Source organism: Lysinibacillus sp. FSL M8-0355, from assembly GCF_038008985.1.
GTDB lineage: Bacteria > Bacillota > Bacilli > Bacillales_A > Planococcaceae > Lysinibacillus > Lysinibacillus fusiformis_D.
This window is the reverse complement of sequence record NZ_JBBPAI010000001.1, coordinates 89672-104671: the sequence shown is the minus strand read 5'-3', so window position 1 is coordinate 104671 and position 15000 is coordinate 89672. Positions and strand designations below refer to the sequence as shown.

Genomic DNA, 15000 nt, shown 5'->3' with positions numbered 1-15000 from the left:
CGCTCCCTCTATCCTTGCTCCACTTCTTGAACAAATGCCTCATGTAAACACAAATAAATCGGCCCATTATTACCTAAAAATTGCACATTCTCTAAGCTACTAATCGGCACAAGCTCTTGTACTGAATTGGTAATGAAGCATTCCGTACTTTGTAGTAAGTCTTCTTTTGTATAAAAACCTTCTTTAACTTCTAAATCGAGTTCAGAGGCCTTCTCTATAACCCACGCTCGAATAATACCCGGTAAAATACCTGTCTCTAAGGAAGGCGTATATAGTATATCATTTTTTACCCAAAAAACATTTGATGTCACACCTTCAGCCACATAGCCCTGTTCTGTTAAAAAGAACCCTTCTTGTTGTGCCAGTGATAGCATTTCAAAGCGGCCAAGCACGTTGTTACCATAATGATGTGATTTAACTCGCAATCCTTGTTCAGGTGTATTGCGTGGCGTTGAAAGCCATTGCGCAATTTTCTCCGTACCACGTTTTGTATTCTGAAGTTCTTTTCGAAAGATAATGACATTGGGTTGTTTATATTCTGTTGGCTGTAATCCAATATGATGTTCTCCAGCTGATACATTTAAACGGAAGTAGCCATCCTGACCGCCAGCCAGCTTGTTTAACTGTTGCACAACTTCAAGTAAAAATTTTTCAGGATAGGTTAAATGAATGTGATACTGAGATAAAGCAAGCTGTAATCTATCCATATGCTCTTCCCAGCGAAATACCTGACCTCTATATGTGCGGAATGTTTCAAAAAAGCCCAATCCATATAAAAAGCCATGATCAAATGGAGAAATCCGCAAATCCTGTGCGGCCATATAGTTTCCATTCATCCAGCACTGCATCTATTCCACTCCTTCTACATACTTCTCTATAAATTGACGCAATAGTTTTTTGCCTTGCTCTGTCATAATAGATTCTGGATGATATTGTACACCCTCTATCGAATATTCCGTGTGACGAAGCCCCATAATTTCCCCCTCTTCTGTCCAAGCGGTTACTTCTAGACATGCTGGTAACGTCTCTTTTTCTACAATAAGAGAGTGGTAACGTGTGGCCTGGAAGGGATTTGGCATACCTTTATGCAAACCCACTTCAGCATGTAGCACAGGTGATGTCTTACCATGCATAAGATGCTCAGCTCGTATGACATTGCCGCCAAACACCTGTGCAAGTGCCTGATGACCCAGGCAGACCCCTAAAATCGGAATATTTCCCGCGAAATATTTAATAATGTTCAGGCTTTCACCTGCCTCATTTGGACTACATGGTCCTGGAGAAATAACAATCATATCAGGTGCAAGTTGCTCAATCTCCTTTACTGTTATATCATCATTTCGTTTCACTACTATCTCATGACCAAATTCACCTAAATATTGTACGATGTTGTAGATAAATGAATCATAATTATCAATCATTAAAATCATTTTGCTCGCTCCTCTGCCATTGCCTTTGCCTGCCACATTGCCTTCGCCTTATTTAAGGATTCCTGATACTCCCTTTCTGGCACAGAGTCAATGACAATACCTGCTCCAGCTTGAATATGTGCAACCCCATCTTTTATAAATGCTGTACGGATCACAATATTAAACTCCATATCACCTGTATAGCCGAGCCAACCGATAGAACCAGTGTATAAACCTCGTCGTACAGGCTCCAGTTCTTCAATAATTTCCATGGTGCGGATCTTTGGCGCACCTGTAATCGTCCCACCTGGGAACATTGCACGGATAACATCTGCATTCGTTTTATCTTCCGCTATTTCTCCTCGTACATTTGAAACAATGTGCATGACATGTGAATAGCGCTCAATGACCATAAATTCGTCCACTTCCACTGTTCCATAGGCTGATACTCGTCCTAAATCATTGCGCTCTAAATCCACTAACATCACATGCTCAGCACGTTCTTTCTCATTATCAATCAACTCTTGTGCCAATGCTAAATCTTCCGCTTCGGATTTCCCTCTTGGTCGAGTACCTGCAATGGGTCTTGTCGATAATTCATTGCCATGACGTTTTACTAATAACTCGGGTGACCCAGAAACTACAGCAAAATCAGGTGCTTCAATATAAGCCATGTATGGCGACGGATTAAACGCTCGTAAAGCCTCGTAGACATCCATCGCAGTCGCATTTAAGTTCTTGGACTGACGAACAGATAAGTTTACCTGAAACACATCACCCTGTGCTATATAGGTTTGAATTTTCTTTACAGCTGCTTCAAAATCAGTTCCTGCAAATGAGACAAGCAATTCATGCTCATCATTAGCAACTTCTACAGCATTTGTTTTTTCAAATTTACGCGCCTCTAAACCAGACTGTGCTGCAACCTGCCAGTTGTTAGCCCATTCTTCCAAGTTAACGTCACTATCTTCTAGCTTCATAAGAGTAACTGTATTCGTTTTCACATCATGTACTGCCCAACTATCAAAAATATAAAAATTGATATCTGGTATTTGCAAGTCATCCTTTGCCATATTAGGAAGTACTTCAATTTTACGTGCATAATCATATGCAACAAATCCAATAGCCCCTCCTTGAAAAACAGGAAGGTCCACATTATAAGAAATTCGATATTCCGCTACAAGCTCTTCCAGTAAAGCTAGAGATTCACCTTGTAAAATTTCTTGTCTATCATTTCTCCAGTTTACTAAAAGCCCCTCCTCTACTGATTGTGCAGTAGCTAACGGATTCCAAGCAGCTATCGTAAAATGCCCTCCGCGTCCACTCTCTAAAAACACATGCGCTTGCTGTGTCTCTGTTTGCTTCTTATAGCTATAAAAAAATGAATCTGCATCCATTGTTAATGTTTTTGTAAGTATTGTTTTCAAGTTATTTTCCCCTTTAAACATGTGGTGTGATTCCATCTTAACTTGAATATTACATAGAAGCGAATATTTTTATAATTTTAATAGTGTCCGTTTTTATGCACTAAAAAGGACTCCTTTTAAAAAGGAGCCCTTACATAAAAATCTTTATTTAGTCTTCAAATTGGTATAAAGGTGTTGAAAGGTAACGCTCTCCGTTAGAAGGTACAATGGCAAGAACATTCGAACCTTTACCTAAACGTTTTGCCGCTTCAATCGCAGCATAGATGGCCGCACCAGATGAAATACCACATAGGATACCTTCTTCACGTGCTACTTTACGTGCTACTTCAAAAGCAACCTCATTTTCAACAGGGAATACAGCAGAATAAACATCTGTATCTAGTACTTCTGGTACAAATCCAGCTCCAATACCTTGAATTTTATGTGGCCCTGGTTGACCACCAGAAAGAACCGGTGAATCTTTTGGTTCAACAGCAATGATTTCAATGTTTGGATACTTTTCTTTTAATACAGCACCTGCACCTGTAATGGTACCACCTGTACCAACGCCAGCTACAAATGCATCAAGTGTTAGGCCATCAAATGCTTCTACAATTTCAGGACCTGTTGTCAGACGGTGAATAACAGCGTTCGCTGGATTTGTAAATTGTTGTGGGAGGAAGTAGCCATGCTCAGCAGATAGTTCTTCTGCTTTAGCAATTGCACCCTTCATGCCTGCTGGACCAGGTGTTAACACAAGCTCTGCACCATAAGCTCGTAATAAGTTACGACGCTCTAAACTCATTGTTTCTGGCATAACTAAAATCGCTTTGTATCCTTTAGCAGCAGCAATCATCGCAAGACCGATACCTGTATTACCAGAAGTCGGCTCAATGATTGTACCACCCGGCTTTAATGTCCCGTCTTTTTCTGCAGCTTCAATCATTGCAAGAGCTAGACGGTCTTTTACTGAGCTTCCTGGATTAAAATATTCTAATTTTACATACACAGTGCCTTCATTTTCATTTGTTGCATGATTTAATTTTACAATTGGTGTTTTACCAACTAATTCAGCCACTGAATTCGCTAATCTACTCATTTACTAATCCACTCCCAATCCCTACTATTTTTATAGGTTTTACTTATTTTGTATTTTATCAATTTTTCCATTCGATTGTCAATAAATAAAACTTATATTTTCAGAATATTTATCATTACTTAAAACGGAAAAGCCTTATCATCTGTCTACAAAAAAAGAATCTGCATCCATTGGGTATGTCACTACAAATGCCTGCAAGTTTGATCAGACTCATTTTACCCCGCAAAACCTGCAGACTCTTTTCATGTATTATTTTTCTTTTTTAGACTCTCCATAATACCAAGTAGCATTAAATTCAGACCAAAATGCTTCCGGTGTAACAGATTGCGTCAATTGCTCTAAAGCCAATTCACGCTCAATATGTTCTTTCACATCGTCATATGTAAAGGATTGTCCTTCTAATACCTCTTGCACTTGAACAATTCCATAATGACCATTATCTAACTTAAAGGCTTTACTTACCTCATTTGCCTTAAGAGATTTCACAGTATTAATAATGGTAGGGTCCACATTCTCCTGATTCTCTGTGAGGAAACCAATATCTCCTCCTAGACTGGCTGAAGCACTATCAACAGATATTTCTCGTGCCAGCACTGTAAAATCAGAACCATTTTTCAATTCACCTAGTGCCTCATCAGCAGCTTTTTTTGAATCGACTTCAATAAAATTCGTACGATAGCTTGTTTTTGTATTATATAACCCCTGATTTTCCTCATAATACTTTTCAACACTTTCTTCCTCTATCACTACGTCCTTCGTGAGTACTTTATCCAATATAAGCTGTGAACGAATTTTTTGGCGTAGTTGCTCTACTGATAGATTTTGCATGGCTGTATCAAACTTATCTTGAGCAGAACGCATTAACGCAAGTTCAAGATCTATTTCTTTATCGGTAACTTTAATTTTATATGTTTTTGCTGCCTTTTCCATTACCGATTCATTTACTAAATTTTGTAGTGTTTCTTTACCATATCGTTCTTCCATGGCAATCATCCACTCTTGGCGCGTGATCACATCCCCATCAATGGCAGCGACTTGTTCGTCGCTACCAATTTCCTGACCTTTGTTTGGGATTAACCAGCTGATGAACCATAAAATATTTCCTAATAACAGAATCGCTATGACAGCTAAAGCAGGCTTTGTCTTTAAACGACGTTGCAGTAAAGGCGTTTGGTTTGGTGTTACAGTGGTTGAAGGTCGTCGATTACGCGTTGAGCTCATCAATAAACCCTTCTAGCTCATCCTTAGAAAAACTGTATGTCTCTAGGCAGAAGTGACACTCTGCTTCTGCTCCGCCATCCTCTTCAATCATTTCTCTAATTTCCGCTGCTCCTAAACCTAAAATTGCTGCACCAAACCGCTCTTTTGTACATTGACATTTAAATTCAACTGGCATGGAATCTAAAATTTGTAGATGTCCATTTCCTAAAACAGCTTCTAAAATTTGCTCTGGTGTAAAGCCTTTTTCAATCATTTTTGAAACAGGCTCTATTGTAGCAAGATGTTGTTCAATTTCATTGATTGTTTCTTCCTCACAGCCCGGCATTAATTGAAGAATAAATCCCCCTGCTGCAAGAATAGTGTTGTCTGGATTGACTAATACACCTAATCCAACTGATGATGGTACTTGCTCAGATGTTGCGAAATAATAAGTAAAGTCTTCAGCGATTTCACCCGAAACAATTGGTGTTTGTCCAGAGAACATATCTCTCAATCCAAGATCTTTAACAATTGTAAGAAATCCTTCTGTACCAACGCCTGCTCGAACATCTAACTTCCCTTGCTCATTTAAATCAAAGTGAACATGGGGGTTTGTAACAAATCCGCGTACTTCCCCATGTGCATTACTATCAATTACCATAGGGCCAATTGGACCGTCACCCTCAATTTTAATCGTGATTTTCTCTTCACCTTTTAACATAGCTCCCATCATGACAGCTGCTGTCATTGAACGACCTAAAGCTGCTGACACAACTGGCCAAGTATCATGACGACGTTGCGCTTCACCTACTGTAGCAGTTGTACGAGCTGCAAACACACGAACTTGCCCATTAAATCCTAACCCTCTTACTAAATAATCATTCATAAATGGAATGTCCCTCATTTCCTATTGGTTACGTTTATATAGCTTATATAAACCCTTCAAAGTTAAAAACGGATCCACAACATCAATGATTTGTGTCTCCCCTGCGATTAAATTTGCTAGCCCACCTGTAGCAATAACTAATGGCTCCTCTTTACTTTGTGCTTTCATCCGGTTAACAATGCCCTCTACTTGTCCTACAAAGCCATAAAAAATACCTGCCTGCATGGCAGAAACGGTCGTTTTCCCGACAATATGTGAAGGCCGTACTATTTCAATACGCGGCAATCTTGCAGCCTGTGTATAAAGAGCCTCTGTAGAAATCGTTATACCCGGCGCGATAGCACCACCCATGTAATCGCCCTTCTCATTCAAATAACAATAGGTTGTCGCTGTACCAAAATCAACTATGATACAAGGGGCTTTATATAAATCTAGAGCTGCTATGGCATTCACAATGCGATCTGACCCAACCTCACGTGGATTTTCGTATTTAATATTTAAACCCGTTTTCACACCCGGGCCAACTACCACAGGCTTTCTTCGAAAATATTTCTGACACATCGCGTCTAATGAAAACATAATTGGTGGCACAACTGAGGATATAATAATACCTGTAATTTGTTCAAATGAAATGCCTGCATGATTAAAAAATGAAAGAACTTGCATAGCATATTCATCCTCTGTTTTATGAAGGTCCGTCACCATACGCCAATGGAAAGCTAATTGTTCGTTGTCATCATAGACACCTAATACAATATTAGAATTCCCTGCATCTAAAACTAAAATCAAGGCTGACACCTCCCCTATCATCATTGCACCTTTCATAAACCTAACATGACAGCTACAATCTAATTGAAATGAAGATAAAATACTTTAGAAAATGATACCATACTTTTTACCTTGATTCAGCATTCATCTCCTTCCTCTAAAGGCGTGAGCGGAATGCTTACTTTATTTTTTCAGTGGATGTTCATCTATAACGATGAAAGCTTCTTTAAAAAGGAGCTCCCTAAACTAGGCAGCCCCTTTGAAAGTCATTTAAAATTAAATTTTTCTGGATCTGGACCACAACGTAGACCATCATTCAATGCATCCAACTGTGTCATTTCTTGCTCAGATAACGCAAAGTCAAAAACATCAAGGTTTTCAGACATACGTGCCGGTGTCATCGTCTTTGGAATTGTGACAACATGATGCTGTACATCATAGCGTAACACAATCTGTGCAGGTGTCTTGCTGTATTTAGAGGCTAATTCTTGAATCAACGCTTCTTCAAGTAGAGAGCCATTCATCAATGGAGACCACGCCTCCACCTGTATACCCTTATCCTCACAATAGGCACGTACTTCCTCTTGTGTTAAATGTGGGTGAAATTCAATTTGATTAATAACAGGAATAACAGTCGTTTCCTTCAAAAGGCTTTCTAAATGATGCACATGGAAATTACTAACACCAATTGAGCGTACTCGACCATCTTGATAAATTTTTTCTAGTGCTTTGTAAACCTTAATATAATTTTGATCAATTCCTGGCCAGTGCACTAAATACAAATCTAAATAGTCTAATCCCATTTTCTCTAAACTGCTATCATATGCGGCAAGTGTTTTTTCATAGGAAAGACCATCGTTCCAAACTTTGGATGTGATAAATAGTTCTTCACGAGTTACTAAACCTTCTTCAATTGCGGCTTGTATTCCACGACCAACACTTTCTTCATTGCGATATACTTGTGCTGTATCAATGCTACGATAACCTTTAGCAATAGCTGTTTTTACGGCTTCTGCTAGGTCATCTCCTTCAGGTACTCGAAAAACACCATAACCAACCAAAGGCATCTTAAGTCCATTATTCAATGTTACATTTCCCACGTTAAACACTCCAATCTGTTTTCACTAACTTTACATCTTCTCTCCACCCTAAGAGCAGAGTTATATGTAACTGTCTTACATAAATATATCCTAATGCTTATTAGCAAGAAAAGGCAAAGAAAAAGACTGTTTACCTAATTTTAGTAAACAGTCTTTTCTACTTTAATCACGTTTCTCATCGATACCTTTAGGAGCATCATTTGGTTCTTTACTTTCTTTTGCCAGATTTAAAGTTGTTGGGTTAGGCTCTTTGCTAAGTAGCTCTTTTTCAACAGTTGGTTCACCAATAGTATCTAATGTTGGCTTCGCTTCAATTTTCGGAGTGCTCTCCTCAATACTTTCTACGACCTCTGGCTCTGGTAAAATACCATGATCACGTAAATGTTCGATTTCCTGTGCATTTAATGTTTCTTTCTCCATTAAAGTATTGGCAATTAAATCAAGCAAATCACGTTTCTCCGTTAGGATGCGTTTTGTACGCTCATATTGTGTATCAATAATTTTTTGCATTTCTTTATCAATTTCATAGGCTACTGAGTCAGAATAATTTTGATCTGAATTAAAGTCGCGACCAAGGAATACATTGCCACCCTGACTTGAACCAAATTGCATAGCACCAAGGTTTTCACTCATTCCGTATTCGGTAACCATAGCACGAGCAATGCTTGTAACTTTTTGGAAATCGTTATGTGCCCCAGTAGAAACTTCACCAAGAACAATTTCTTCAGCTACACGACCACCAAGAAGGCCTGCAATACGATCTAAGAGCTCTTGCTTTGTTGTAAAGAAACGTTCTTCCTTCGGTAACATAATCGCATATCCACCCGCTTGACCACGAGGAACAATTGTTACTTTGTGCACTGTATCCGCTTCATCAAGCTCAAGACCTACTACTACGTGACCAGCCTCATGGAAGGATACCAGTTTTTTCTCTTTAGCTGAGTATACTCGACTTGCTTTAGCTGGACCCGCAATTACTCGGTCAGAGGCTTCATCGATATCCGCCATACTAATCGTACGTTTACTTTTACGAGCTGCTACAAGTGCTGCTTCGTTTAGTAAGTTTTCTAAATCTGCACCGGAGAAACCTGGAGTACGTTGAGCAACTGCAGCTAAATCAACTGTATCTGCTAAAGGTTTATTACGTGCATGTACTTTAAGAATTGCTTCGCGCCCTTTTACATCAGGATGACCTACAGTAATTTGGCGGTCAAATCGACCTGGACGTAATAACGCTTTATCTAAAATATCTGGGCGGTTTGTTGCAGCAATGATAATAATACCTTCATTTGCTCCGAAACCATCCATTTCAACCAATAATTGGTTCAGTGTTTGTTCACGTTCGTCATGACCACCGCCAAGACCAGCGCCACGTTGACGACCAACCGCATCAATCTCATCGATAAAGATGATACATGGTGCGTTTTTCTTCGCGTTTTCAAATAAATCTCGAACACGTGATGCACCGACGCCGACAAACATTTCTACGAAGTCAGAACCTGAAATTGAGAAGAAAGGAACGCCTGCTTCGCCTGCCACTGCACGTGCAAGTAATGTTTTACCTGTACCTGGAGGACCGACAAGTAAGATACCTTTTGGAATGCGTGCACCGATTTCAGTGAACTTGCGATGGTCTTTTAAAAAATCTACAACCTCTACAAGCTCTGCTTTCTCTTCATCAGCACCTGCTACATCTGTAAAACGAACTTTTTTCTTTTGGTCATCATAAAGTTTAGCTTTACTTTTACCAAAGCTCATCACTTTATTACCGCCACCCTGAGATTGGCTCATTAGGAAGAAGAATAAGAAAATGATGATGATGAAAGGAATAATTCCTGTAAAGAATTGAATCCATCCACTTGTTTCTGGTGCTGCTAAAAAACTAATATTACTATCTTTATCCTTAGCAGCCTCATCGATACGGTCCATTAAAGATTGGTTTTCACGAGGGATATTCACTGTAAAGCTTTGACCCTTCTCATAACCTTTCAGTGTACCTTCAACGATGTAAACTGATTTATCAGGTTGAATTGTAGCACTTGTTATTTCTTTCTTATCTAGAGCTTGTTGAAACTCATGATAAGATAACTCTTTCGTTGGTGAATTTCCACTATTGAAAGTACCAAAAATACCGATAATCACTAGGAAAATCAGTAAATAAAATATGGTATATCGAAATATTCGATTCATCTCCAGCCTCCTCATTACAAACAGAAAAATTATAAGTAAAATCTTAACATATCATGATTTCATCATACAACGAAAAGCCCTACTTAAAAAATGTTTCGTTCACTTTTGCCGTTATCAAAACAGTTTTAGGCCATCTTTATATGTCCCAGCGTAATTGTACCTGTTCCTTGGACTCGATATAGCTGAACATTGTGTCAAGATTTTGAATTATGTTAAACATAACGAAAAATACATGACTTGCGCTGGAGGCCTTTGCATTTATAGCTGGTTTTTGTAACTTAGAAAGAATAAACTTCAGGCTTCAGTATACCAATATAAGGTAAATTACGATATTTTTCTGCGTAATCTAAGCCATACCCTACAACAAAGCCATCCGGCACTTCAAAACCAACATAGTCAGCAGATAAGTCCACTTTACGGCCTGATGGTTTATCTAATAATGTAACAATTTTGATGGACTTTGCTTTGCGGTATTTAAATAAATCTACTAAATAGCTTAACGTTAAACCACTATCGATAATATCCTCGATAATTAATACGTCACGTCCCTCAACGCTTGTGTTTAAATCTTTTAAAATTTTCACTTCACCCGATGACACAGTAGCATTACCATAACTAGAAACATCCATAAAATCCAATTCGATGAAAGAATCGAAGCGTTTCATTAGGTCTGTCATAAATGGCATTGCTCCTTTAAGCACACCAACAGCTAATGGGAATGCATCTTTGTATTCCTCTGTTAATTGTGCACCTAAATGTGCAATTCTTTCTTGCAGTTGTTCTTCTGTAATCATAATTTTTTCGATGTCGTTTTGTAACATATCGATTCCTCCTCGTGATGTATCAAAAAATTTTCAACCAATTATGGTGAAATATTTTACAAAGACCTTAGTCTACGATGAGCACTGTATCATCGTTTGGTTGCGGAGTGGTTGAAAAAAATATTCCCATACGCACACCAATTACCGCTACCACCTCATCAGATTGAGAAATCAGTAACGGCCAGCTATTTCGCTCATTTAAAGGAATCTTTTCATCTATAAAAAGGCGAGATAAGCGTTTTGGCTGATCCATTCCTTTTAACAGCATTCTGTCTCCGTCCTTGCGTGCTCGAATATAGAGCGGTAGTTGGAGTTTGCTAGCGTTAAAATAAAAAAGCTGTGCAGTATCCGTCAGCAATTCAGACGATAAATCATGCAAATTGACTACGCATAAGCGTTCACCATTTGTCAGTGTTGTCCATCCATCAGCAGCCGTAATCATTTGTTTCTCAGGAGATGTTTGGCCTTCTAATGGCTTATTCTTCTGAATCGTTAATTTCCCGTAAAGGCGAACTGCTAGAAAATCTTCAGGCAAGTGAATTTCAGCATACCCTGCTGTTGTATCACAAAGCTTTAAAATTGAAGTCAATAAAGCATAACTTTGTATCGTATTTGAATCTTTGTAAAGATAGTTTAATAGTATTAAAATGAGCCTCCTTTGTAAAGCAAGTGGTACCAATTGAAAAGCCTCAATTTCCATGCTATATGTATTTTCGTTACTTCTTATGATGGTTTGAGAAAATACATCTTGGGCTAATGTCATTAAAAAGGTATCGTCTTCTTGCAATTGCTTTGTGAAATGGGCCACCTGCTCAGTCACTCTCGGATTTTCTGCCTCCAGTAAAGGCACCACATGATGTCTAAAGCGATTGCGTACATAGGTGTCTTTGGAATTGCTAGCATCTTCTCGATAATCCAAACCTTTTCTAAGTAAATATTCCCTTATTTCAGACTTTGTAACCGTTAAAAACGGACGAATTAATGATTTGCCTTCAAAACATCGTTGAGGACGTATGCCTTGCATACTGTTCATTGTTGCATTTTTTGTAAGGGCCATTAATACTGACTCCAGTTGGTCATCCGCATGATGTGCAGTTACAAGCTTATTGGCATTTGTTTTTCTCAAGATTTCTTTGAAATATCGATACCTCTCCCTACGACAAATTAACTGTGTATTACCATTTTCCTGTGCCATAATTGCAGGTATTGGAATATCTGTAGCATGTAAGTAAACACCATTGTCGTCACAATACTTTTGGACAAATGCTCTATCTGCAGCAGAGTTTTGCCCTCTCAACATATGATCGACATGTACTGCTTCCACCTGAATGTTCCACTGCGCCTGTGTTTGGATAAAGTAATGGAGTAACGCCATAGAGTCTACCCCACCCGAAACGGCGATGAGAAGATGATCGCCTTGCTGTAATAATTGCTCTTCTTCAATAAATGTTTTGACCTTTAATTCAAATGACAAACGCTTCTCCTCCCCTTTTCGTTGTTATTTTAAGATGAATTACTCATAGAATACTGAGTTGGTCTAAAGACAGCCCATGTCGGTACAACATGCGTCACCTCTAACATTAATACTGTACAGTCATCTTCTATTTCGAAATACCCTTGGAATGATTGCATGATCGTTGTTAGCTTTTCTTGAATGGTTTTATTTGTACTGGCAACCTGCTGTGCAAAAGCTAAAAATGTTTCCTCTTGCTCATCCCAATCATCTACACTTGAAAACAGGCCATCTGAGTGCATTAAAATAACGTCTCCTGCCTTCAGTTTTCTTTTTTCAGCTTCTACTGTTGAAATAGATAAAAATCCTACAGGTGCTGCATTACTTTCAACTTTCAGCACCTCTTTTCCACGTAAAATATAGGTCGACATACCTCCAGCCTTCCACGACCACAAATCACCATGCTGTAAATCAACAAGTGCAAAATCAAGTGTTGCATACATATCATCCTGTTGCTTTAATGACATAACATAATGCAATGTATGCATCGCCGTTTCCGGATTCATATTGTAATTAAGACACTCTCGCATCAAGTGGATCAATTTTCTACTTTCATGTTGTGCTTCTTTATTTTGCCCCATACCATCAGACAGCAAAATGGCAAATAGTCCTGGATGCAATTGGAAGAGGGCATGAGAGTCTCCAGAATATAGTGTTGCATCTTTCGACATGCTATATATATCATACTCTACTTCAAAGCTAATAGCTGATCTAAAGCATATTTGAACATGACGAAACGGTATTTCACAGGCTATTACTTTTTCTATTTCAAAAGGTTCATCGAAAATCTCATAAAGAATTGGCAGAATCATGCGTTCAGCTAATGTTGTATCTTCCTCCCAGTTGACACGTGCTGGTGCTAAAGCACAAACAATCTTTCTTGCACCTGGCTTATTGCTAAGCACATCTAGTTGAAAACATTCAATATTGGCATCCTTTAAGCGTTCAGCAATATCCTTTTCTACACTAACAAATGAAATTGTATCCTCCTTCATCTCAGCGATTAACTGGTTTAAATGGTTACTCATATCACGAAGTTGCAGGGCAATCATTTTTTTACCATGAAAGTACTGCCCATTAATGCGTTCCCTATAAAGCTCTGTATCTAATTCCTCGAAAATCTTCGTCGATTTTACGCATTTATAGCGTATTTGTTCTTCTACACGATGAATAGCTGATTCCTTGCCTACTCCTTTCATATGAAACCAGTCTGTCACAAGCTTGTCCATACCGTTATTTTTAGCACCCCAGCAATGTTCATAGCGGAAACAGCTTAAACAAGTGTTCATTGGAGATACTTCCTTCGCAGCTTCAACTGGAGCCGTCATAAAGCGATCAAATACAAGCTCCTTCATGAATTGTACAAAATGCTGAAAATGCTCTAATTTATACGTTACATGTTCGGTTAACCAATTCTGTCGTGCCAGTAAAATCTCCTCACGTTGTGGGAAAAGCTTGTCCCTCACCCTATCTGAATATTTCTTTGGGATCGTTAGAAAAAGAATGCTCCCGATGGCAATGGAGGTAAAATACACGCTATCTAAAGGCAGTGTGGCGTCATAAAATAAAAAAAAGACACTTGGCAAAATACTACCGATCGCAACACCAAATCTACCACCTTTAGCTCCCATTCCTGCACACAGCCCCGTTAAGGTCGCAACTGAAAGCATCCCGGTAAATGAAAGCTTAGCAATACCGATAAGAGTTCCCAGCACTGCTCCGATTACTGTTGCTAATGGGACACTGCCAACCAATGCACCAAAACAGATAAAAAGCTGCAATAAAAAAATGGGGAGTGAGAAATAGCTAATCACAACTGCTTGCATCCCAGTAAGCATGGCAGCAAACACGACTAATCCAGAGCCTAGCTTCTCATATGTCCAATGACTCGTAAACCATTCATACGAGTTAACAAATAGCACTTGCATAAACAGCGTCATAATAAGAGCTAGAGCTGCCTCACAGCCTACATAAAATTGTACAAGCACTGGTGGTAAGCCTTGATACATCACCCCTTGCCACATTATTTGTACCAGTAATACAGCTAAAGACACCGCAATACTTTGGGGCAACTGCCAGTAACGGAAACGCATGATACATTCATACATAACAATTTGTAACGCTAGAATGAAGACTTGTCCAAAACCAAGGAAAAAACAACCTGCTAAACTACCGAATAAAACGAATTTGGCATACTCCCTATACTTTGTTCGAATAATGGCCCAAAAAGGAACTGAGAACGGTACAGCTGCTTCAAATACAACAGATTGAGCTAAGAAAAAGGCGGTTAAAAAAAAGAGAGAACCTATTAGGATCTGCTTCTTTTTCATACCGATCTTTTGGTCATCTACATTCGTTGTATTATACCATTCAATACTTGTCATTTAATTATCCCCTTTCCGCACTTTTGGTTATTATAAAAAATTATGTGCGGAAAGATTGTCTGACGTTGACAGAAAAAAATATAAATATTTCGACTAATAGCTATTCATAAATACGAGAATTGGCAACAATTTCTTTCGCAACAGCCTAACATTCATGAAAAACGTTGAAAAATCCACTTATAAAAACAAAATTGTAATGACTTGCTATTCATCTTAAAGCTTAG

Annotated in this window: 12 protein-coding genes; all 12 read right to left on the bottom strand. The window is 38.7% G+C overall.

Annotated elements, in window-relative coordinates; all coding sequences use genetic code 11:
• Nucleotides 1–8 precede the first annotated feature (8 nt).
• Nucleotides 9–848 carry an aminodeoxychorismate lyase gene (gene pabC / locus MKY46_RS00510; protein ID WP_036120697.1) on the bottom strand — a complete coding sequence of 280 codons (840 nt, stop codon included), beginning with the start codon at nucleotides 846–848 and terminating at the stop codon, nucleotides 9–11.
• The gene (gene pabA / locus MKY46_RS00505) at nucleotides 849–1430 is read right to left on the bottom strand and encodes an aminodeoxychorismate/anthranilate synthase component II (RefSeq protein WP_036120693.1); all 582 of its coding nucleotides are present in this window, start codon (nucleotides 1428–1430) and stop codon (nucleotides 849–851) included.
• A complete protein-coding gene (locus MKY46_RS00500; protein ID WP_080717051.1) occupies nucleotides 1427–2857 on the bottom strand; it encodes an anthranilate synthase component I family protein in 1431 nt (476 codons plus the stop codon). Before MKY46_RS00500 ends, pabA begins: the two co-directional genes overlap by 4 nt.
• Before the next feature lie 127 nt (nucleotides 2858–2984).
• The gene (gene cysK, locus MKY46_RS00495) at nucleotides 2985–3914 is read right to left on the bottom strand and encodes a cysteine synthase A (RefSeq protein ID WP_036120688.1); all 930 of its coding nucleotides are present in this window, start codon (nucleotides 3912–3914) and stop codon (nucleotides 2985–2987) included.
• A gap of 249 nt (nucleotides 3915–4163) precedes the next feature.
• Nucleotides 4164–5135 carry a peptidyl-prolyl cis-trans isomerase gene (locus tag MKY46_RS00490; protein ID WP_036120685.1) on the bottom strand — a complete coding sequence of 324 codons (972 nt, stop codon included), beginning with the start codon at nucleotides 5133–5135 and terminating at the stop codon, nucleotides 4164–4166.
• Nucleotides 5119–6000, bottom strand: a complete 882-nt coding sequence (gene hslO / locus MKY46_RS00485; RefSeq protein WP_036120682.1) for an Hsp33 family molecular chaperone HslO — start codon at nucleotides 5998–6000, stop codon at nucleotides 5119–5121. The genes MKY46_RS00490 and hslO overlap by 17 nt, the downstream gene beginning before the upstream one ends.
• Nucleotides 6001–6021: 21 nt before the next feature.
• Nucleotides 6022–6789: a type III pantothenate kinase gene (locus MKY46_RS00480; RefSeq protein ID WP_036120679.1), complete on the bottom strand. Its 768-nt coding sequence runs from the start codon at nucleotides 6787–6789 to the stop codon at nucleotides 6022–6024.
• Nucleotides 6790–7034: 245 nt separating this feature from the next.
• A complete protein-coding gene (locus tag MKY46_RS00475; RefSeq protein ID WP_051891624.1) occupies nucleotides 7035–7835 on the bottom strand; it encodes an aldo/keto reductase in 801 nt (266 codons plus the stop codon).
• A gap of 195 nt (nucleotides 7836–8030) precedes the next feature.
• Nucleotides 8031–10058, bottom strand: a complete 2028-nt coding sequence (ftsH, locus tag MKY46_RS00470; protein ID WP_036120673.1) for an ATP-dependent zinc metalloprotease FtsH — start codon at nucleotides 10056–10058, stop codon at nucleotides 8031–8033.
• A 278-nt stretch (nucleotides 10059–10336) separates the two neighbouring features.
• Complete coding sequence (gene hpt, locus MKY46_RS00465) at nucleotides 10337–10879, bottom strand: hypoxanthine phosphoribosyltransferase (protein ID WP_036120670.1); 543 nt, start codon at nucleotides 10877–10879, stop codon at nucleotides 10337–10339.
• A 67-nt stretch (nucleotides 10880–10946) separates the two neighbouring features.
• Nucleotides 10947–12353, bottom strand: coding sequence for a tRNA lysidine(34) synthetase TilS (gene tilS, locus MKY46_RS00460; RefSeq protein WP_036120667.1), 1407 nt, complete (start codon nucleotides 12351–12353; stop codon nucleotides 10947–10949).
• Between the two features lie 29 nt (nucleotides 12354–12382).
• Nucleotides 12383–14776, bottom strand: coding sequence for a SpoIIE family protein phosphatase (locus MKY46_RS00455; RefSeq protein WP_036120664.1), 2394 nt, complete (start codon nucleotides 14774–14776; stop codon nucleotides 12383–12385).
• Nucleotides 14777–15000 lie beyond the last annotated feature (224 nt).

What these genes read in the sequence shown, in the direction of transcription:
- pabC (WP_036120697.1), bottom strand. Translation starts at nt 848, where the DNA reads ATGCAGTGCTGGATGAATGGAAACTATATGGCCGCACAGGATTTGCGG.
- pabA (WP_036120693.1), bottom strand. Translation starts at nt 1,430, where the DNA reads ATGATTTTAATGATTGATAATTATGATTCATTTATCTACAACATCGTA.
- MKY46_RS00500 (WP_080717051.1), bottom strand. Translation starts at nt 2,857, where the DNA reads ATGTTTAAAGGGGAAAATAACTTGAAAACAATACTTACAAAAACATTA.
- cysK (WP_036120688.1), bottom strand. Translation starts at nt 3,914, where the DNA reads ATGAGTAGATTAGCGAATTCAGTGGCTGAATTAGTTGGTAAAACACCA.
- MKY46_RS00490 (WP_036120685.1), bottom strand. Translation starts at nt 5,135, where the DNA reads ATGAGCTCAACGCGTAATCGACGACCTTCAACCACTGTAACACCAAAC.
- hslO (WP_036120682.1), bottom strand. Translation starts at nt 6,000, where the DNA reads ATGAATGATTATTTAGTAAGAGGGTTAGGATTTAATGGGCAAGTTCGT.
- MKY46_RS00475 (WP_051891624.1), bottom strand. Translation starts at nt 7,835, where the DNA reads ATGCCTTTGGTTGGTTATGGTGTTTTTCGAGTACCTGAAGGAGATGAC.
- ftsH (WP_036120673.1), bottom strand. Translation starts at nt 10,058, where the DNA reads ATGAATCGAATATTTCGATATACCATATTTTATTTACTGATTTTCCTA.
- hpt (WP_036120670.1), bottom strand. Translation starts at nt 10,879, where the DNA reads ATGTTACAAAACGACATCGAAAAAATTATGATTACAGAAGAACAACTG.
- MKY46_RS00455 (WP_036120664.1), bottom strand. Translation starts at nt 14,776, where the DNA reads ATGACAAGTATTGAATGGTATAATACAACGAATGTAGATGACCAAAAG.